Annotated in this window: 16 protein-coding genes; 11 read left to right on the forward strand and 5 right to left on the reverse strand. The window is 64.9% G+C overall.

The features are described from left to right. Positions 1-55: 55 nt before the first annotated feature. Genes ACFSC3_RS18685 through ACFSC3_RS18715 form a run of 7 tightly spaced genes read left to right on the forward strand, consistent with a single transcriptional unit; the run spans position 56 to position 6,931 of the window. The gene (locus ACFSC3_RS18685) at positions 56-1,468 is read left to right on the forward strand and encodes a 3-oxoacyl-[acyl-carrier-protein] synthase III C-terminal domain-containing protein (protein ID WP_380941603.1); all 1,413 of its coding nucleotides are present in this window, start codon (positions 56-58) and stop codon (positions 1,466-1,468) included. Positions 1,469-1,472: 4 nt separating this feature from the next. Next, positions 1,473-2,672 carry an acetyl-CoA acetyltransferase gene (locus ACFSC3_RS18690; protein WP_380941605.1) on the forward strand — a complete coding sequence of 400 codons (1,200 nt, stop codon included), beginning with the start codon at positions 1,473-1,475 and terminating at the stop codon, positions 2,670-2,672. A gap of 13 nt (positions 2,673-2,685) precedes the next feature. After that, a complete protein-coding gene (locus ACFSC3_RS18695) occupies positions 2,686-3,138 on the forward strand; it encodes a MaoC family dehydratase (protein ID WP_380941607.1) in 453 nt (150 codons plus the stop codon). Then, on the forward strand, positions 3,135-4,010 hold the full coding sequence (locus ACFSC3_RS18700; protein WP_380941609.1) for an HpcH/HpaI aldolase/citrate lyase family protein: 876 nt from the start codon (positions 3,135-3,137) through the stop codon (positions 4,008-4,010). The genes ACFSC3_RS18695 and ACFSC3_RS18700 overlap by 4 nt, the downstream gene beginning before the upstream one ends. After that, positions 4,007-5,185 (forward strand): acyl-CoA dehydrogenase family protein, encoded by a 1,179-nt coding sequence (locus ACFSC3_RS18705; protein ID WP_380941611.1) that lies wholly within the window; start codon positions 4,007-4,009, stop codon positions 5,183-5,185. Before ACFSC3_RS18700 ends, ACFSC3_RS18705 begins: the two co-directional genes overlap by 4 nt. Before the next feature lies 1 nt (position 5,186). Beyond that, complete coding sequence (locus ACFSC3_RS18710; RefSeq protein WP_380941613.1) at positions 5,187-6,101, forward strand: SDR family oxidoreductase; 915 nt, start codon at positions 5,187-5,189, stop codon at positions 6,099-6,101. Next, a complete protein-coding gene (locus tag ACFSC3_RS18715) occupies positions 6,098-6,931 on the forward strand; it encodes a MaoC/PaaZ C-terminal domain-containing protein (protein ID WP_380941615.1) in 834 nt (277 codons plus the stop codon). Before ACFSC3_RS18710 ends, ACFSC3_RS18715 begins: the two co-directional genes overlap by 4 nt. A 44-nt stretch (positions 6,932-6,975) precedes the next feature. Here the strand turns inward: ACFSC3_RS18715 and ACFSC3_RS18720 are convergent, their stop codons facing one another. From ACFSC3_RS18720 to ACFSC3_RS18740, 5 genes are all read right to left on the reverse strand, one after another. Next, complete coding sequence (locus ACFSC3_RS18720; RefSeq protein WP_380941617.1) at positions 6,976-8,328, reverse strand: 2-hydroxyacyl-CoA dehydratase subunit D; 1,353 nt, start codon at positions 8,326-8,328, stop codon at positions 6,976-6,978. 25 nt (positions 8,329-8,353) lie between these two features. After that, complete coding sequence (locus tag ACFSC3_RS18725) at positions 8,354-9,490, reverse strand: 2-hydroxyacyl-CoA dehydratase subunit D (RefSeq protein WP_380941619.1); 1,137 nt, start codon at positions 9,488-9,490, stop codon at positions 8,354-8,356. A 69-nt stretch (positions 9,491-9,559) separates the two neighbouring features. Continuing rightward, positions 9,560-10,453 carry an acyl-CoA dehydratase activase gene (locus ACFSC3_RS18730; protein WP_380941621.1) on the reverse strand — a complete coding sequence of 298 codons (894 nt, stop codon included), beginning with the start codon at positions 10,451-10,453 and terminating at the stop codon, positions 9,560-9,562. A gap of 200 nt (positions 10,454-10,653) precedes the next feature. After that, positions 10,654-11,310 (reverse strand): TetR/AcrR family transcriptional regulator, encoded by a 657-nt coding sequence (locus ACFSC3_RS18735; RefSeq protein ID WP_380941623.1) that lies wholly within the window; start codon positions 11,308-11,310, stop codon positions 10,654-10,656. 106 nt (positions 11,311-11,416) lie between these two features. Next, positions 11,417-13,603 (reverse strand): TonB-dependent receptor, encoded by a 2,187-nt coding sequence (locus tag ACFSC3_RS18740; protein ID WP_380941625.1) that lies wholly within the window; start codon positions 13,601-13,603, stop codon positions 11,417-11,419. 238 nt (positions 13,604-13,841) lie between these two features. Between ACFSC3_RS18740 and ACFSC3_RS18745 the strand changes: the two genes are divergently transcribed. The 4 genes from ACFSC3_RS18745 to ACFSC3_RS18760 all read left to right on the forward strand — a co-directional run bounded on the left by ACFSC3_RS18745 (position 13,842) and on the right by ACFSC3_RS18760 (position 19,827). Further along, on the forward strand, positions 13,842-15,764 hold the full coding sequence (locus ACFSC3_RS18745; protein ID WP_380941627.1) for an AMP-binding protein: 1,923 nt from the start codon (positions 13,842-13,844) through the stop codon (positions 15,762-15,764). Beyond that, positions 15,761-17,926: a molybdopterin-containing oxidoreductase family protein gene (locus tag ACFSC3_RS18750; RefSeq protein ID WP_380941629.1), complete on the forward strand. Its 2,166-nt coding sequence runs from the start codon at positions 15,761-15,763 to the stop codon at positions 17,924-17,926. Before ACFSC3_RS18745 ends, ACFSC3_RS18750 begins: the two co-directional genes overlap by 4 nt. Continuing rightward, positions 17,923-18,705, forward strand: a complete 783-nt coding sequence (locus ACFSC3_RS18755; RefSeq protein WP_380941631.1) for an SDR family NAD(P)-dependent oxidoreductase — start codon at positions 17,923-17,925, stop codon at positions 18,703-18,705. Before ACFSC3_RS18750 ends, ACFSC3_RS18755 begins: the two co-directional genes overlap by 4 nt. A gap of 72 nt (positions 18,706-18,777) precedes the next feature. Next, positions 18,778-19,827 (forward strand): CaiB/BaiF CoA transferase family protein, encoded by a 1,050-nt coding sequence (locus ACFSC3_RS18760; RefSeq protein ID WP_380941633.1) that lies wholly within the window; start codon positions 18,778-18,780, stop codon positions 19,825-19,827. Positions 19,828-19,832 lie beyond the last annotated feature (5 nt).

Consider the following 19,832-nt stretch of genomic DNA (forward strand, 5'->3'; position numbering starts at 1 on the left):
GAGGGTGTCAACATTGAAACGCTGAAAAGGTGACGCAACTAGACACGTGGTGAGGATGTCCCAGGCAATTTCGGCCGTAGGCTGCTATCTTCCGTTGCTGCGGCTCGACAGGGCGGCAGCGGCAAAGGCTTTGCGCTTTTCCGGGCTGGGCGGCCGTGCGTCGGGGCACCGCGCCGTGGCCGGCTGGGACGAGGACCCCGTCACGCTCGCCGTCGAGGCGGCACGGGGGTTCGCACCGTCTGACCGGTTGGTATTCGCGTCGACCTCTGCCCCCTTTACCGAGCGGGAGCATGCGACCCTCGTCGCGGCAGGCCTGGGTTTCGCGGAAACCATCCGGACCAGCGATGTGTCGGGATCCCGACGCTGCGGCGTCGGCGCGCTTCTCGACGCGCTTCTGTCGAGCGGCGACGTCATCGTCACGGCAGGCGAGAAGCGTCCGACACGCGCCGGCCAGCCCGCCAACCTGGCCTGGGCCGACGGCGGCGCAGCCGTGACGGTCAGCGCCGAAGGCCCGGCCCGCCTCATCGGGCATGCCAGCCGCAGTCACGACATGCTCGACGTGTATGCGTCGCGTGACGTCCCGACGCCCTACGCCGCGGAAGAGCGGTTCGTTCGCGACACCGCAGGCGCGCTGATCGCCGATGTCACACGCGCCGCCTGTCGAGCCGCCGGCGTGCAGCCCGCGCAGATACGGCACGCAGCGGTGCATGAGCCGCTCCCCGGAATGTGGCGGGACATCGCGCGCCGCATCGGCACCGGGGCGACGAATCATGCCGAGATCCTCTTCGCCAAGGCTGGCGACCTGGGCGCCGCGCATACGCTCTTCGCTCTGTCGATGGCGCTCGCCGCCGCCGCTCCGGGCGACGTCGTCCTCCTGGCAGGCTTCGGCTCCGGATGCGACGCTCTCGTCCTCGAAGTGACCGGGGTGGTCCCGGGTGCCGAAAATTCCGTGGCTGCGCTGGACAGCGGCATGGTCCTCACGGACTTCGTCCGCTTCCTTTCGCTCTCGGGCTCTCTGAACCTCGACTTCGGTGTGCGGTCCGAGTTCGAACAGAAAGCGCAGGCCGCGGTGTCCGAACGACACGCCCGCGACGCGATGGCCTTCCTGGGCGGTCGCGACGAGGCCGGCAACATCCAGTTCCCCAAGACGCGCATCCCGGTCAGGCCGGGTGCGAAGGGGGCGGAGAGCCTGGAGGACGTGCGACTGGCCGACACTTCGGCGAAGGTCGTGTCGGTGACGGCTGATCGTCTGAACTTCACACCCGACCCGCCCTTCTGGTTCGGACTGGTGCAATTCGACGGCGGCGCGCGCATCCTGATGGAACTCACCGATGCGGATGCGGACGGGTTTGCCGTCGGCGACCCGCTGACGATGCGGTTCCGTATCAAGTCGCAGGATCGGCGCCGGGGGATGCGAACCTATTTCTGGAAGGGCGCGCCCGCCGTGCGTCCGCGGATGGAGGGCTGAGGCCGTGGCAAGCGGAATCAAGGATCGCGTCGCGATCATCGGCATGGGCTGCACGATATTCGGCGAGCGCTGGGACACCGGCCCGGAGGACCTGATGGTCGAGGCGTTCGAGGAGGCGATCGCCGACGCAGGCATCGAGCGCAGCCGGATCGAGGCAGCCTGGATGGGCAATGCGCTCGACGACATCAATGTCGGCAATTCGGCGCTTCCCCTTGCCCATGCGCTGCGCCTGGAAACGATTCCCGTCAGTCGCGTCGAAAACATGTGCGCGACCGGGACCGAGGCGTTGCGCGCGGCAACCTATGCCGTTGCCAGCGGCGCGGTCGATTTCGCCCTCGCGCTCGGCGTCGAGAAGCTGAAGGACACGGGCTACGGCGGCCTGCCGCTGCGGACCAAGGGCCTCGCGAACGACCTTTGGATGCCCTATGGCTCCGCCCCGGGCACGTTCGCGCAACTTGCCGGCGCCTACACCGCGAAGCACCGTGTCGATCCGGGCGATCTGAAACGCGCGATGGCGCATGTCTCGTGGAAGAGTCACCGCAACGGCGCAAAGAATACCAAGGCCCATCTGCGCAAGGCGGTGGAGATGGACGCCATCCTGTCTGCCCCGATGATCGCCGATCCGCTGGGGCTGTACGATTGCTGCGGCGTTTCCGACGGAGCGGCCTGTGCGATCGTCACGACACCGGAGATCGCGCGGTCGCTGGGTCGCCTCAACCCGGTGACGATCAAGGCCATTCAGCTGTCCGCCAGCAACGGGTGGGAAATGAGCTATGGTGCGTGGGACGGTGCGTCCGTCCGCAATACGCAGGTCGCGGCCCGACGCGCCTATGCGGAGGCCGGTATCACCGATCCCCGCCGTGACCTGTCGCTGACCGAGGTTCATGACTGTTTCTCGGTCACCGAATTGGTGACGATGGAAGACCTGGGCCTGTCGGACGAAGGCCACGCGATCACCGACATTCTCGATGGTCGCTATGACGCCGACGGCGCGATCCCCTGCCAGATCGACGGCGGCCTGAAATGCTTCGGCCATCCGGTCGGCGCGTCGGGGCTACGCATGGCCTACGAAATCTACACGCAGCTGGAAGGACGTGCCGGAGCCCGACAGCGCGACGATGTGACGCTGGGCCTGACTCACAATCTGGGCGGATCGCCGTTCAACAGCGTCGCCGCGGTTTCGATTCTCGGCCGGCTCGACTGAGGAGGGGGAGTGCATGGCAGGTCTGTATTTCGAAGAGTTCACGGTCGGCCAGACGTTCGCGCACGAGGTGCGGCGCACGGTGACCGACATGGACAACATGATGTTCTCGTCGCTGACGTTCAATCCGGCGGCACTGCACATCGATCATGCCTATGCGGCCGGGACCGAGTTCGGCCGGCCGCTGATGAACTCGATCTTCACGCTCGGTCTGGTCATCGGCCTCAGCGTGCAGGACACGACGTTCGGTACGACGGTCGCCAACCTGGGAATGACCGACACGACCTTTCCCAAACCGGTTTTCGCAGGTGACACGATCCACAGCCGCACGACCGTGCTGGAACTGCGTCCGTCGAAGTCGCGGCCCGGCCAGGGTATCGTCACCTTCGAGCATGTCGGCCTGAATCAGGACGACGAGATCGTGTGCCGGACCGTTCGCAACGCGCTGATGCTGGCGCGACCGCAGTGAGGCTGCGGTCACTCCTGTTCGTCCCCGGCGACAGCGAGCGCAAGTTCGTCAAGGCATTCGGGGCCGGTGCCGACGCGCTGATCCTCGACTTTGAGGACGCGGTCGCGCCATCGATGAAGGATGCCGCCCGGGCGCAGGTCGCGGCGTGGCTCGACGACGGTGCGCCGCGCGACTGGGCGTTCTTCGTGCGCGTGAACCCCTTCGACACCGGCCTGACGCTTCCCGACCTGGTTGCGGTCGTGAAGCCGGGCCTCGACGCCATCCTCCTGCCCAAGGCGAACGGAGCCGACGACATCGTCAGGCTGGGTCATTACCTCGACGCCCTGGAAGCGCGGGCCGGCATGGCACCGAACAGCGTGAAGATCGCGGTCGTCGCGACCGAGACGCCAGCGGCCATGTTCGCCCTGGGCAGCTACACCCCGGCGCACCCCCGCCTCGTCGGGTTGACCTGGGGGGCCGAGGATCTGGCCGCCGCGATCGGTGCGACCGGCAACAAGAGCCCGGACGGCGACTGGGCGTTTCCGTATCGGATCGCCCGCGCGAGTTGCCTGTTCGCCGCCGCCAGTGCCGGCGTGGCGCCGATCGACACGCTGTTCGCCGACTTTCGTGACGCCGCCGGACTGGAGGAATCCTGCCGGACCGCACGGGCCGACGGCTTCACCGGCCGCATCGCGATCCATCCCGATCAGGTCGCGACGATCAACCGCTGCTTCTCACCATCCGACGCGGAACGCGCCGAGGCGCGCCGCATCGTCGATGCCTTTGCCGCCGCACCCGATGCCGGCACCCTCGGCATCGACGGCAGGATGTACGACATTCCCCACCTGAAAGCCGCGCAGCGCACGCTCGCCGCGGCAGGAGACCAGGCATGACCGCCCCCCGCCCCCTTCCCACCGCCGAAGATCTGGAGGCGATCCGCGACGGCGTCCGCGCCGTCTGCGCGCCGTTCGGTGACGACTATTGGCTCGACCACGACAATACCGGCGACTTCCCGCGCGAATTCCACCGCGCGATGGCCGACGGTGGCTGGCTGGGCATCACCATGCCGGAGGAATATGGCGGCTCGGGACTGGGCGTGACCGAGGCGATGACGATGATCCGCGAGGTCGCGTCCTGCGGCGGCGGCTTTGCCGCGTCGTCGACGATCCATATCAATCTGTTCGGCCCCCATCCGATCGTCGTGAAGGGCACGGCGGAACAGAAAGCGCGCTGGGTACCGCGGCTGGTGTCAGGCGCGGATCAGGTCTGCTTCGGCTTCACCGAACCCGATGCCGGGCTGAATACCACCCGCATCAAGACCTTTGCGGAGAAAGTGCCCGGCGGCTACCGCGTGAATGGGCAAAAAGTCTGGACCTCGACTGCGCAGGTCGCGAACAAGATCATGCTGCTGACGCGCACGACGAAATTCGAGGATGTCGCGCGGCCCACCGACGGTATCACGATCTTCTTCACCGACCTCGACCGCAGCCGGATCGACGTCCACCTGATCCCGAAGATGGGCCGCAAGGCGGTCGATTCGAATGCGATCTTCATCGAGGACCTGTTCATCCCCGACGAGGATCGGATCGGCGAGGAGGGCAAGGGCTTCGGCTACATCCTGCACAGCCTCAACCCCGAACGCATCCTGATCGCAGCCGCCGCGATGGGGATCGGCAGCGATGCGCTGCGCCGCGCAGTGCAATACGCCAAGGAACGCGTGGTTTTCGACCGCCCGATCGGTCAGAACCAGGGCATTCAGCATCCGCTGGCCGAACGCTGGATGTATCTCGAAAGCGCGTGGCTGATGGTCGAGAAGGCGGCGCAGCTCTATGACAGCGGCCTTCCCTGCGGCGCGGAGGCCAATGCCGCCAAATTCCTCGCCGCCCGCGCGTGCCACGATGCCGCATGGCAGGCGGTCGCGACGCATGGCGGCTTCGGTTATGCAAAGGAATATCACGTCGAGCGGCTATATCGCGAAAGCGCGCTGACCCGCCTCGCCCCGATCACCGAACAGCTGATTTCCAGCTTCATCGCCGAGAAGGTTCTCGGCCTGCCCAAGAGTTACTGACATGGGAATGCTCGAAGGAACCGTTGCGCTGGTCACTGGCGCTGGCCGCGGGGTCGGTCGCGGGATCGCATTGGAAATGGCGCGGGCCGGCGCGGCCGTGGTTGTCAACGACCTGGGTGTCGCGCTGAAGGGCGACGGGGCCGATGACGCCTCACCGGCGGAACAGGTCGTCGCCGAAATCCGGGCGTCTGGCGGTCGTGCCGTCGCCAATCATGACAGCGTCGCCGACTGGGATGGCGGATGCGCGATGGTCCGCCAGGCGATCGATGCGTTCGGGCGGATCGACGCGGTGGTCAACAACGCCGGAAATCTCCGCGACATGCTTTTCCACAAGATGGGGCCGGACGACTTCGATGCCGTGCTGGGCGTCCACCTGCGCGGCAGCTTCAACACCAGCCGCGCCGCAGCGCCGATTTTCAAGGAGCAGGGTTCCGGGGCGTTCGTGCATATGACGTCGACCAGCGGCCTGATCGGCAATCTCGGCCAGGCCAATTATTCGGCCGCCAAACTCGGCGTGGTCGGACTGTCCAAATCCATCGCGATCGATATGCAGCGCTTCGGCGTGCGATCCAACGCGGTCGCCCCGTTCGCCTGGACGCGAATGGTCAGTTCGATACCGAACGAAACCCCGGAACAGCAGAAGCGGGTCGCGGGCCTGAAGAAACTCGTCGCGGAAAAGATCGCGCCGTTCGTCGTCGCGCTTTGCTCCGATGCGGGCAAGGCCGTGACGGGCCAGATCTTCGGCGTTCGCAACAACGAGATCTATCTGTTCAGCCAGCCCCGCCCGATCCGCACCGCCCACACCGCAGAGGGCTGGACGGCCGAGGCGATCGCCGACCGCGTGTTCGACCAGTTCGCCAACGATTTCTACCCGTTGCACAAATCGGGCGACGTCTTCACCTGGGATCCGGTGTGACGTTTCGCCCCGAGCGAATCCTCGCGCATGACTTCGGCGAGCTTCGGCAGACCTATGACGCCCGGGATGCCATCCTGTACGCGCTTGGCGTCGGACTGGGGCCGGGCGAGGAAGATCTGGCCTATCTCGACGAAACGCGCCTACAGGTTCTGCCGCCCTTCGCGCCGACGCTGGCGTCTCCAGGCATGTGGATCCGCGATCCGGCGTTCGGCGTCTCGTTCGACAAGCTCGTGCATCTCGCGCAGGACGCGACCTTTCTGTCCCCCCTGCCGTCGAGCGGCACCGTGATTGGAACCGCCGCAGTCGCGTCCCTATCCGATCGTGGTGAGGGGCGCGGTGCGGTGCTCGTACTGGAGCGAGCGATCCGTGACGCCGAACGCGGGACCCTTTACGCCACCGTTCGCCAGACGCTGTTGCTACGCGGGGACGGAGGGTTTGGGGGTGTGCCGGCGGAGCGCACCCGGCGGCGGGTCCCGGAACGCGCGCCCGATCTTGTCGCCTCCACTCCGCTGTCCCGCCGCGCCGCATTGATTTACCGGCTGTCCGGCGATCGTAATCCGCTGCACCTCGATCCGCAGTTCGCGCGTCGCGCGGGTTTTCCCGCGCCGATCCTTCACGGCCTTTGCACCTATGCGACCATCGGCATTGCGGTTGCCAGAGCGTGCGGCGCGGATCCGAGTGCTATCCGACGTCTTGCGGCGCGTTTTGCCGGCGTCGTCTTTCCCGGCGACGTAGTGACGGTAAAGATCTGGCGCGAGGACGCCTCGACGATTTTTACGGCGGACGTTGGCGATCGCACGGTGCTGGACGACGGCCTGATCGAACTTTGATTCGAAGGGGGCCGCCGTCCGGATCGACGGCGGCCGCCCCCCAATCAAGCCAGACGCCGTCGACTGTCGATGGTTTCGAGCATCGCTTCCAGCCGGCTCTCCAGGACCGCGTCCTTGTAGAACGACTCGTCGGCCACATCGCCTTCGAAGAACATGGTCTGGAGCCCGGCCTTCTGCGCCATCTGGGCCATGATCGTCTGGCCGTTCGTCGCCGAGCGACAGGTGCGCGTCGCGTGGAACACCACCCCTTCGACGCCATAGGCTTCGCATTCGCGCAGCAGCAGTTCGCCCAGGGTCTTCGCGCTGTGGTTGAACGGGCACAGCAGATAATGCTGCGCCATCCCCAGAATGGGATCGTCGGGGTCGATCAGCTGCGGTTCGTGCCAGAAGCTGTTGTGCGTGTAGCGCCCGACCATGACCGCCGCGTCGTTTTCGGCGAACTTGTTGGCAAGCCACCCGACCTTGTTCCAGTTCATGATCCCGTCGAACGCCAGCCGGTAGCGTTCGTTGGGCAGCGCCGCGACGCCGTCGATCAGGCGCTGCTCGATCTCCGCCTTCACGCCGGCGAAATAATCGACCAGAGCCTGATTGCCGGGCAGGAAGTTGATCGGCGCGATGCTCGCGATCCAGTCCCAGAACGTCGCCGGCGCCGGCTTCGCGCGACACAACGCCATAGCCTCCAGTCGCAGTTCACCGGCACGCTTGATGTAATGCATTGCCTCGCGCAGAGCTTCCCAGTCGAACGGCCGGCCTGTGTGGTGTTCCAGGAACTCGATCAGCTTGTGCAACTGCGCAGCGACATAGTGCGACGCCCGTTCCCATTCCGGACCCCGGAGATACCCGTCTTCCGGGCTGTTTCCCCACAGCAGCGGATAGGAAACCTTGAAAAGCGGCAGCTGTTTGTTGAACAGCCGGTACGAAATCTCGTCCCACTGCTGTCCGGTGCTGCATCCTGCATAGGCGTTCACGAACAGGTCGGGGGGCGGCAGGCGGCTGGCCAGCACATCCGTATCCGGCATGAGGCCACCGGCCGAGCTTTCGGCCGCCTGCTTCGTCAGGACCGCGCAGCCTAGCGTCGTGCGGGCGTACGAACACAGTTCGTTGATGTAGCCATAGCCCTCGCCGGCCTGCTGGGCCGGCGCCTCAAGATGCATCGCGGCGAGGCGGGCGCCGAACGCTTCGCCGTGGCACCACTCGATGCCCGCTGCCTGAAAGATCGGATTCAGGGCGGCGCCGTTGTACCAGACGACGGTGGCGCCTCGCTCGCGGGCTGTAAACAGCCGGTCCCAATATTGCTTTACCAGGGCACCGCCAGCGCGCGTGCTGAGCAGGCGGTTTGGCGCTGCGCCGGGCGCTTTCGACAGATGCGGCGCCGGTGTCGGGAGCTGAAGGTTCATGGGATCGCTCTCCTCGGTGATCGGTTCAGACGAATTCGCGCGCGACGGTCACGCGGCGTTTGATCGTTTCAAGAAAGGCCTCGACCCGCACCCGGACAGCCTCGAGTGCCAGGCCCTCATGCTCCGTCTCGACCAGGAGATGGGGGATGTCATGGGCCTGCAGCGCCTGCCGAAGCTCCGGGTAGTAGAGCATGTGCGGCTCGCAGAATTTCGGCATCAGCATCACGACGCCGTCGGCCGCCGCGTCGCGGACCTTTGCGATCAGGAACGCTTCCCAATCCACCGATTTCTGCGCGCGGGTCGAACAGGGCGCGGCGACGTTGCGGGCGAAATACCAGGCGACGAGGCCGTGCAATGGCTCCAGCGCTTCGTCGACGTCGGTCGAGATGAAGCGATAGCCGGTGAACAGATCATCATCGACCACGCTCGCCCCGCAGTCCTCGATCGCCTGAAGCAGTTCCGGGCTGGCAGCGTGGCAAAAATGCGCGGACAGGTGCAGCCGGACTGCCGATGCTATTGGGGGCCGCTCCTCCTCCAGCCGGTCGACCAGCTCGGCCAGTTTCCCGGCGTGGTCGGCGACATCCATTATCATCGCCGATTTCACCAAGATCTGCATTTCCGCAGACGTCAGATACGCGCGCCCGGTCCGCCGAAGCTCGTAGATCCGTCTCAACAACGCGCGAGCCCGATTGTAGAGCGAGATGCTGTTCTGCAGGCCCTCGTCATCGATGTCCGTACCGCACAGCCCGGTCAGCCGGTCACGCAACAATGCGACGCGTTCGACGACCTGTGCCGGGCTCCAGGCCTCATCCATCGACGCCACGAACTGTTCGAGCACCACGGGCATGTCCGGCAGCGCGAAGCGAATGGCGTCGACCGCGCCGAGAAGGGCGACGCAATGATCGACCAGGAATATGCCGTCGAGATGGCTAAAGCGGCCGGTGACCGCCTGATCGACCAGACTGCGCGTATAGCCGCAGTAGAATTCGAGGATCAGATTGCGACCCAGCGTGATCGGCTCGCTGCTCTCCTGAATCAGCACGGGAAGGGCACCCGCGGCATGCACCAGTTCGGACGGAAAATTCATCGGCAGGACGCCGATCGCCTTGCGCCCGGTCCGCGCTTTCCAGTCGCGGACATAGGCATCCGGGTCGTCGGCCACGCGCCTCAGATCCTCAATGATGTGCGCGACACGCCCCATATGACTCTCCCTTCGTCCCGTGTGATGCCGTCAGGCGTCGGCGCGCGCCGTACCGCGACAGGCCGGCGCACATGCCGGGCCGGCCGCGATGCCGTCATCGATGTGATGATCCTCGGCCACGCCGGGGGTTCGCGCACATTCGGCGCGATAGTCGTCGAGGCCGATCAGGGCGGCCCCATAGGCCCCGGCGATCTGCGGCTGCAGCGGCAGCGTCATGGGAAGGCCGAGGACGGTTTCGATATGACGAACCGCGGCAGGATTGCGCGCCACGCCGCCCGTCATCGTGATCGGGCCGGCCTTGCCGACGCGACTGACCAGACCCAGCGTCCGGTTTGCGATGGCACGATGCACGGCGGCCAGGACGTCGGGTTTCGAGTGCCCCTCCGCACGCAAGGATATGACCTCGGTCTCCGCGAACGTCGCACACATGCTGGAAATCTTCAGTTCGCGCTGGGCCGCCAGTGCCGTTTCGCCCATCTCGTCGAGTGGAATTTCCATCGCTCGTGCAAGCACTTCCAGAAACTTTCCCGTGCCTGCCGCACAGCGGTCGTTCATCGCGAACTGCACCACCAGGCCTGCATCATCGATCGAGATGACCTTGCTGTCCTGCCCACCGATGTCGATGACCAGCCGGGTGCCCGGCACCATCGCCGCGGCTCCGCGGGCATGGCAGGTGATTTCCGTGAAATTCTTGTCGGCAATCTCGAGCATCCGGCGCCCGTAGCCGGTGCTGACGGTCCGCCCGATGTCGGCTTGGCCAAGTCCTGCCGCTTCAAGGACCGCCGCAACGGCGGCTCGCACCGCCTGCTCGCTTACCGCGCCCATGTGCGCGACGTGGGACGCCACGATCTCGCCGTTCAGATCGACGATGACCGCCTTGGCAGTGGTCGATCCGAAGTCGACCCCCATCACATGCGCCTTCATCGCTCCTCCTTGCCCGTCGAGACCACATCTCGAACGATCTTGTCGGCTGAAGATAGGAATGCGGCTCTAGTGAGTCAAGCTCACTTAATATGCGCGCCTAACTCTGCAGGGCAGTTCGTGACCGTGCTAATATCCTTTCGACTCTATGAGATCAGGCATGAGCCAAACTCACTTGTGGCCCAGGATGTCGTACCAAGGGCCTACGCCCCTAGCCCTGAAAGCCGATCCGCGATCGCCTCCAGCCGGCGCACGACGGGCGCGAGTTCGGAGGGCTTGTCAGCCTCCACGGCGATCCCTCGGACGACGATGTCCGTAATACCCTGCGCAGAGTGCTCGATCGATATGTCGCCCTCCCCGCGCAGGTAGGACCACACCTGATACTCGATACATCCCTGGATCATGTTGCGAACCGTGCGAATCTGGATGTCGGCGCGCACAGCGCCATCGCGCAGGCCATCCTCAAGGATCTGGCTGATCCCCTTCGCCACCTGACGGTTCTGCTGATAAATCCGCATCGATCGATAGGCGGGATCGGCGCGGAGGTCCGAGAGCAGGAAACGCGTCAACGATGGTTCTGACCGGATGATCGTCAAATTCTTTCGAATGACCTGAAGCAGTCTTTCGCGGAACGGCAATTCCCGATCGTGAGGATGCTCGTCCTCAAGAAATTCTTCGAACCATTCCTCTGCGACCTGGATGAGGAGATCGCGGCGGCTCGCGAAATATTTGTAGATCGTGCCTTCGGAAATCCCGCACCGTTCGGCGAGTTCGGACGTCAGAAACGCCTCCGCCCCCCGCTCACGCAGGAGCGATCGGGCCGCCTTCAGGATTTCGGCGACCCGATTGTCCTTAGACAAGCGGCGGGGTTTGGTAGCGGGTCCAGTGGTCGACATGAGGCGTTTCTATGCCCGTCGCACCGGCTGTGTCACGGCCATATACGGCCCGTAACACAGCCAACCCGCTTCAGAATTTGAAACGCACCTCGCCGCCCCAGACCCGCCCCCTCGACAGGGGCGAAAAGGTCGGCAGCGGACGCGGACCGCTCGGACCGTCTCCGCCGAATGCGGCCGTATCGGGCAGCACCGCGTCGTTCCCGTACATGGTCTCGTTCGTGATGTTCTTGCCGTAAAGCGAGAAGGTCACCGCGCCCCCTTCCGGCGTATAGGACAGGTTCACATCAACGAGGTCGACCGGGGTGTAGAAGCCGAGGTTGTTATCGGTGTGGAACGCCCGGTCGCGGTGACTATAGGCACCACGCGCCGAGATCACGCCAGAGCGGAGCGGAATATCGAGGGTCGCGCTGGCGCCATATGTCCAGGGCGACTGCCGCGGCAACTTCAGCGCGAAGTCCGCCGCGTTGATGACTCCATCACCGTTCAAATCGACCGACAGCGACCGATAGACGCCATCGGTATAGCCGAATTGTCCCGCCAGGACGAGGTTTCGGACCGGAACGAACTGCACCTCGCCTTCAAATCCGCGAATGCGCGCCGTCCCGACATTCTGGATCAGCTGCGCGATACCCACGCCGACCACAGGCACCTGCACTTCGCGCTGGATGTCGTCGATCGTATTCTGGAATACGGCCAGGTTGACGTTGCCCAGCCGACCGAACTTCTGCTTCAGGCCGACTTCATAGGCGTCCTGCGTTTCCGAATTGAATGGACCCGGTGCTGCGCCGACCAGCGTGTTGCGGAAATTGTAACCGCCGCTCCGGAAACCCTTCGCGTAGAACGCATATAGCTGTGTCTGCGTGCTCGGCTGCCACTGCACGCCGACGCGGGGCGAGAAGTCGCTCCACTTGGCCGAGCTGTTGAAATCCGGGACGAGCGTCCGCGCCAGGTAATCCGCGCCACCGGTACGTACGGTGGCGATACTGACTTTCTTCGTTTCGCGCGTGTAGCGGCCGCCGACGTTCAGCGTGAGAGCATCGGTGATGTGCCAGTCCACCGCGGCAAAGGCGCCGAATGTGTCGAACGTGCCCGTCCCCCCGCCCGCCCGCCGGACAGCACCGCCCGCCAGGGTCCGATCCTCAAGATAGGTCAGGTCCTGCGTGAAATAGTAGAGGCCAACCGTCGGCTCGAATCGACCGAACGTGCCCGCGTATCGCAGTTCCTCGCTGAACTGTTCCTGGTCGGTGTAGGTCCCGATGTTGAATTGGATCGTATTGACGCCGTCGAGGTCGGACAGCGTGTCCCCCTTGAAGCGCCGCCAGGCGGCGATGTTCGTGATCGTCCCGTTGCCGAAACCGACATCGATGTTGGTTTCAAAGGTCGCCTGGTCCCAGCGGTTGTTGTAGAACCCCCGGGTGTTGACGAGGAAATCGTGCGACTGCCGCGAATACAGAGCATGGTTCTGCGTCGGCGGGCCATCGCCGGTCGCGGTGCCGTGTTCGAGCCGCAGAAGCATCTCGACCGACGCGCTCGGCGTGAATCGCAACATCGGCCGGACAATGAACTGACGGTCCTTTCCATACGAGGATCCGTCGAACAGGTTGGTAAACCAGCCGTCGTCATATGTGTAATAGGCCGCGATCTTGGCGCCGAGCTTGCCGTCGATGAGCGGGCCGGAAACCGACGCATCCGCGACCATGCGCGGACCGGTTTCGGCCGCCACGCGCCCGCGAAACTCGACCTTGTCGCCAGGCTTTCGGGTCCGGACGAGTACGGCGCCGCCGGTCACGTTCCGTCCGAAGAGCACCCCTTGCGGACCGCGCAGGACCTCGATCGCCTCGAGATCGAAATTGTCGAATACTTGCCCGGCGTTGATGCCCTGATACACCCCATCGACGAATACGCCGACGGTCGGGTCGATCGAAGGGATCGAGCTGTTGATGCCGACACCGCGGATCGAGAAATTGGCGTATCCCTTCGACGTCCCGTTATCGTCGAGCGCCACGTTCGGCATGGTGAAACTCAGGCTGCCGACGTCTCTGAAATTGAGCGCCTCGAGCTGCTCGTTTCCGAAGGCGGTAACCGCCAGAGGCACGTCCTGCACATCCTCGGCCCGCTTAGTCGCGGTAACGATGATTTCCTCGGTCAGCGCGGCCGCTGCACCGACAGGTCGGGTATCCTGGCGACCTTCCTGCGCCGGCGTCGCGGCCGCGTCCTGCGCTTTCGCAGGTGTGGAAACGCTTAGGATTGTCGTCATGCAAACTGCCGACAGCAGTGCGGACCGACGAGCGATCGCCCGATGAGCCATTCCAGTTCCTCCCCGTCGTTCCGCCTCTTTCGGCGGTTGGTAAACCCGACTTACCGCAGAGAATGTTTGAACTGGAAAAATATGTCAAGTAGTGTACGAAAAAGGAGGAGAAGACCTTCACATTCGTCGCGAAACCGCGCAAAATCGTTTGGTGAGCCAAGATAGAATTGGCCTCTGGGAGAGGTATATGACCGTTACGAAATCGGGTCGTAGTCCGGGATGGATCGAGGAGGTCGGTCCTGGCCGTTTCCCGCGTGGCGTGATTGAAGGCCTGATCGACATCGAAGCGATCGAATCGCACCATCCCGACGACGCCATGCCCGGCCGGACCGCCTATGAATGCCTCGTCCGCAGCGCTGCGCTGGACCCGGGCAAGACGGCCGTCATCGCCCTTGAGGCCGGCGGCAGCACGCGCGTCGCGCAGAGACTGACCTACGCCGACTATCTGTCGCAGGCGACCGCGGCGGCCAACATGTTTCGATCGGCTGCCGCCGGCATTCCGAGCAATGTCGCCATCATATTGCCCATACTGCCAGAGGCGCTGGTGGCCGCATGGGGCGCGTGCGCGGCAGGAACGGTCACGCCGATCAACCCCCATCTCGAGCCCGCGCTCATCACCTCGATCCTGAATGCCACGCGGGCCACGGTGCTCATAACCACGCGAGCACATGGCCGGAGCGCGGCAGATCACATCGCCGCGATCCGCGCGAAGGTCCCGACGCTCCGCATGATCTACACGGTCGGCGACGACGGCCCCTTCCCCGATTTCCTGGCCTCGCTGGCCGATCATTCCGCAGAAGCGCTCACCTTTTCGCCCTGTACCGATCGCGGCGCGGAGGCGATGTATCTTCCAACCGGCGGCACCACTGCGGCTCCGAAGCTCGCCCGCCTGACGCATGGCGGGATGGCCCTGAGCGCCTGGATTGCAGGCGCGGTGATGGGCGCGGCGGCGGATGAGGTCATCGGACTGGGCATGCCGCTGTTCCACGTGGGTGGCATGCTCATGCTGGGCTTGCGCGGCGCCGCGCTTGGCCAGACCGTGCTGCTGTTGAGCCCGGCCGGTTTCAGGGACCGGGGCGTCGTTGAGAACTTTTGGAATATCGCCCGTGCGCACGGCATGACCTCGTTGATCGCGACCCCGACCAGCGCCGCAGCACTCCATGCCGCCGAGGGCGAGGATCATCGGGGCCATGTGATCCGGACCTTCAGCTCGGGCGGCAGCACCGTCCCGATGGAACTGGGTCGCGCCTTCCCCCAGCGCTTCGGGGTCGAGATCCGCGAGGTTTGGGGCAGCACCGAATTCCACGGCTTCCTCGGGTGCCAGCCCAATGGCGTGCCGCCGCTGATCGGGTCCGTCGGCCTGCGCACGCCGTGGCACCGCATCAAGGCGGTCGAGCTCGATGCCGACAACCGCTTCGTCCGCGAAATGCCGGCAGGCGAACAGGGGGTCATCATCGGCGCCGGTCCCTGTCTAGCCTTGGGCTATGTCGATCCGTCCCTGGACGATCAGTTCTTTGTAAAGGACGGTCCCGACGGGCTGCAGTGGGGGTCGTCGGGCGATCTCGGGCGCGTCGATGCCGATGGCTATGTCTGGATCGACGGGCGCGCCAAGGACGTCATCATTCGTGGCGGCCATAATATCGATCCAGCGCTTATCGAAGAGGTCCTCGCGGCGCATCCCGACGTCCTCTTCGCTGCTGCGGTCGGCTATCCTGACAGATCGAAGGGTGAATTGCCGGTCGCCTATATCGAGGCGGCGCCCGGTCGCACCTGCGATGTCGAGACGCTTCTCGCGCACTGCCGGTCGACTATCCAGGAACGGGCGGCGTGCCCGGTGGCGATCTTTGCCCTCGACTCGATGCCGCTGACCCCCGTCGGCAAGATCTTCAAGCCCGCCCTTCGCGAACGCGCGCTGCGCCACGCGGTTACCGCGGCGTCGCGCACGATCATCGGCAAAGACCCCGATGCGATCCTGATCGACGCAACCAAGGGGCGCCCGCACGTGATCGTGCGTGTTCCAAACGTCTCCGAAGCGGAGGCGATGGCGTTGAAGACCGCGCTTGATGGCTTCTCCTTCACCGCTGCGGTGGATGCGTCGTCGACGCTATGACAGCCCAGCACAGCTTTTGTCGGCTTTGCCTCAACGGCTGTGCATTGATCGTGGAGGTCGACGACAACCGGGCCGTGAGGATCGCGGGCGACAAGGACAATCCGGTTTACCGCGGCTTCACCTGCGTGAAGGGGCGCGAACAGGGGCGGCTGCTGGCCGACGACCGCAGACTGCGGACCAGCCTGAAACGCCAGTCCGATGGAACGTTTCGACCTATTCCCGTCGCTGACGCCATTGCCGAGATTGCCGAGAGGCTCGATGCGATCCTTTCGGCGCATGGGCCATCGGCGATCGCCGGCTATCTCGGAACTTTCTTTGCAGCGTCGGCGGCCACGATGCCGTTGTTCGGCGGGTTCATGGAGGCGATCGGCTCGCCGATGGCGTTCAGCCCGGGGACGATCGACAAGCCGGGCAAGAAGATCGCACAGGCGTTGCACGGAGCCTGGGGTGCGCCGGCTGTCGGTTTCGACGACCCCGAGGTCATCCTGCTGCTCGGCTCGAACCCACTCATCACCTTCACCGGATTTCCCTATGGCAATCCGGGCAAGTGGCTGAACGACAGACTGGCAGCGGGAACGAAGCTCTTCGTCGTCGACCCCCGCCGAACCGATGTCGCGCGGCGCGCGCACATCCACCTGCAATCCAGGCCTGGCGAGGACGTGTCGATCATCGCCGGACTGATCCGTATCATCCTGGCGGAGAAGCTGTACGACGCGGCGTTCGTTGAGCAGTACACACGAGGCCTCGCCGAGCTGACGGCGGCCGTCGAGGAATTTACGGCCGAGCGCGTCGGGGAATGTGCCGGGATCGACCCGGACGACCTTCGCGCGATCGCCCGGGCGTTGACCGCCACCCGACGCGGCTACATCAATGCCGGCACCGGGCCGAACATGGCCGGCCGCGGGACGTTGACGGAATATCTGCTCCTCGTCCTGCACACTCTCTGTGGCTATTGGCTGCGGGAAGGCGACAAGGTGCGCCACCCCGGCGCACTTGCCGCGACGCTCACCCCGCGCGCGGAGGTGCTGCCGCGCACGCCCGCCTACGGATTTGGGATCGACCTCGGCGTGCGGTCGCTCACCAGCACGGCAGCCGGGCTACCCACTGCAGCCCTGCCCGACCTCATGCTGCGCGACGACGAACCGCGCATTCGCGCCATGATCAGCTGTGGCGGCAACCCGGTCGCGGCCTGGCCGGACCAGACGAAGACCATAGCTGCGCTCGATCGGCTGGAACTGCTGGTCCAGATCGATCCCTGGATGTCCGCAACGGCGACATTGGCCGATTATGTCATAGCGCCGCAGATCTGGCTCGAAGTGGCCGGGACTTCTCAAGTCCTGGACTGGCTGACGCGGAACGGCACCGGCTACGGACAGGCGGATCCGTACGCGCAATACAGCCCGGCCCTGCTGAATCCTCCACCGGGGTCGGACCTGATCGAGGAATGGGCGTTCTTCTATGAGCTCGCACGCGCGCTCGGCCGGCAGGTCAGGATTTCGCCTGCGCTGGGTCCCGCCATGCCCCCGATACCACTCGACATGTCCAGGCGGCCATCGACCGACGACGTTCTGGAGATCCTGTGTCGTGGGGCGCGCATCCCGCTATCGGACGTCAAGATGATCGACGGCGGCGCTATCTTCCCCGGACACCCCGTACACGTCGCCGCCGGACACGGCGAGGAACGATTCGAGCTCGCCGATCGTCAGATGATGGCTGACCTGAGCGGTGAAACCGGCCGGCCGCGATCGGGCAATTACCGGTTCCGCCTTCTGTGCCGGCGCATGATGCACGTCTATAACAGCGCGTTCGTGGGCGCCCTTCCGTCATCGATCCGTCCGTACAATCCCGTTTGCCTTCATCCCGACGATATGGTGTCGCTTGTCCTCGTCGATGGCGACGTCGTCACCATCACCTCGGACAAGGGCAGCATCCCGGCCATCGTTGCCGCCGACCCGACCCTGCGGAGGGGAACGGCGTCGATGAGTTTCGGGTTCGGCCGCCTTCCCCGGGACGACCCCGATTTCCGACGGATCGGCAGCAATCCGGCGCGGCTGCTCAGCAACGACGACGTGTATGACAGCTATTCCGGCCAACCCCTGATGACCAACATTCCAGTGGACATCCGTGCTGCGGACACTGAGATTTTTGAGGAAATGCAATGACGCAACCGCTTCACTACGCCAACGCCCGCGCGCTGATCGTCGGTGGTACGTCGGGTGTCGGCATGGCCACCGCCCGGCGCCTGGGACAGGCCGGCTGCCGGCATATCGCGATCGTCGGCAGGAATGCGGAGCGCGGACGATCGGCGGCGGAACAGCTTCAATCCGCCCTTCCGGATGCCGTGATCGCCTTCATCTCGGCGAACGCCAACGATCCTGCCGAAGCGGACCGTGTCGTCGGGGAAGCGGAGGCGGCGATCGGACCGATCGATATTCTCGTGAACTCGACATCCACCGGCTACCTGCCCGATCTCTTCTTTCGCACTGCCCCACAGACGATCGCCGGTCTTCTCGCCGAGCTTACCCATGCGCCGATCTATATGTCGCGCGCGGTCATCGACGGCATGAGGGCGCGTGGCCGCGGGGTCATCATCAACCTCGCCTCGGACGCCGCGAAGGTACCGACGCCGGGAGAGACGATCGTCGGCGCGGCGATGGCCGCGATCGTCATGTTCTCTCGTACCCTGGCGCTGGAAGCCAAACGCGATGGCATAAGAGTGCACGCACTGACCCCCTCCCTCATCGCCGGAACGCCGACCGCGGAGAATGTCACGCGGGGCGGCTTCAGCGCAAAGCTGTTCGAAAGCGCCGCTGCCCAAGCGCATCTGGGTGTGGCCGAACCGGACGACATTGCATCGACGATCTGCTTCCTCGTCGGCCCGGAGGCCGCGCGCATGACGGGACAGGTCATCAGCATCAACGGCGGCATCTCTGTCGCCTGATCCCGCATGGAGGACCGCGATGAGCTCAATCGCTGCCGATCGTCGCTCGGCCCGGATCGTCGGGGGGATGCGATGACACATTTGCCGCTTGCCGGATTGACCGTGGTCGAGATGGCAGGGATCGGCCCTGCCCCCTATGGTGGGCTGCTCCTCCAACAAATGGGTGCGCACGTCACCCGCATCGACCGCGTGACCTCTTCGGGTCTAGGCATCGAAATTCCAGAGCGGTTCGATCTGCTCAATCGCGGCAAGACGACGGTCGCGCTCGATCTGAAGTCGGCAACGGGACAGGCCGAGGCGAAACGGTTGATCGACGCTGCGGACGTTGTGATCGAGGGATTTCGCCCGGGCGTTATGGAATCCCTCGGCCTTTGCCCCGCCGCCTTCGCTCTCAGCAATCCGAAGCTGGTGTATGGCCGTGTCACCGGTTGGGGACAGGACGGACCGCTCGCGAAGGCGGCGGGACACGACCTGAATTACATCGCGATCACCGGCGCACTGGACGCGATCGGCGAAGCGGACGGTCCACCCGTCGTCCCGCTTAATCTTGTCGGTGACTTTGCGGGCGGCACGCTGTTCCTGATCGCAGGCGTCCTGGCGGCGGTACTCGCGGCCAGGGAAAGCGGCCGCGGGCGCGTGGTGGATGCGTCGATCGTCGATGGCGTCACCAACCTGCTGACCCTTCAGCACGCGCTTCACGCGATGGGGGAGATGTCGACCCGCCGCGGCGACAATTTGATCGACGGCGGCGCGCCATTCTATGCGGTCTATCGGACGGCCGACGATCTTTGGGTCTCGATCGCGGCGGTAGAACCAAAATTCTATGCGGAATTGATCGGGCATATGGGTCTGTCGTCCGCTGATCTACCGAAGCAATATGACCGGTCGCGTTGGAATGACCTGCGGACGATCTTCGCGGATGCGTTCCGCACACGGACACGCCAGCAATGGTGCGAGGTGTTGGAAGGGACGGATTCCTGCTTCGCCCCGGTACTCGACATCCATGAGGCGAAACTCCACCCCCAAATCGCGTATCGAAGCGTTTTGACGGACGCCGCTGGCGTGACGATTCCCTCTCCCGCGCCAAGGTTTGCGTCGCTGGCGCCCGAATCCTCCCGCTAGGACGC

The organism is Sphingomonas floccifaciens (assembly GCF_042681125.1).
GTDB lineage: Bacteria > Pseudomonadota > Alphaproteobacteria > Sphingomonadales > Sphingomonadaceae > Sphingomonas > Sphingomonas floccifaciens.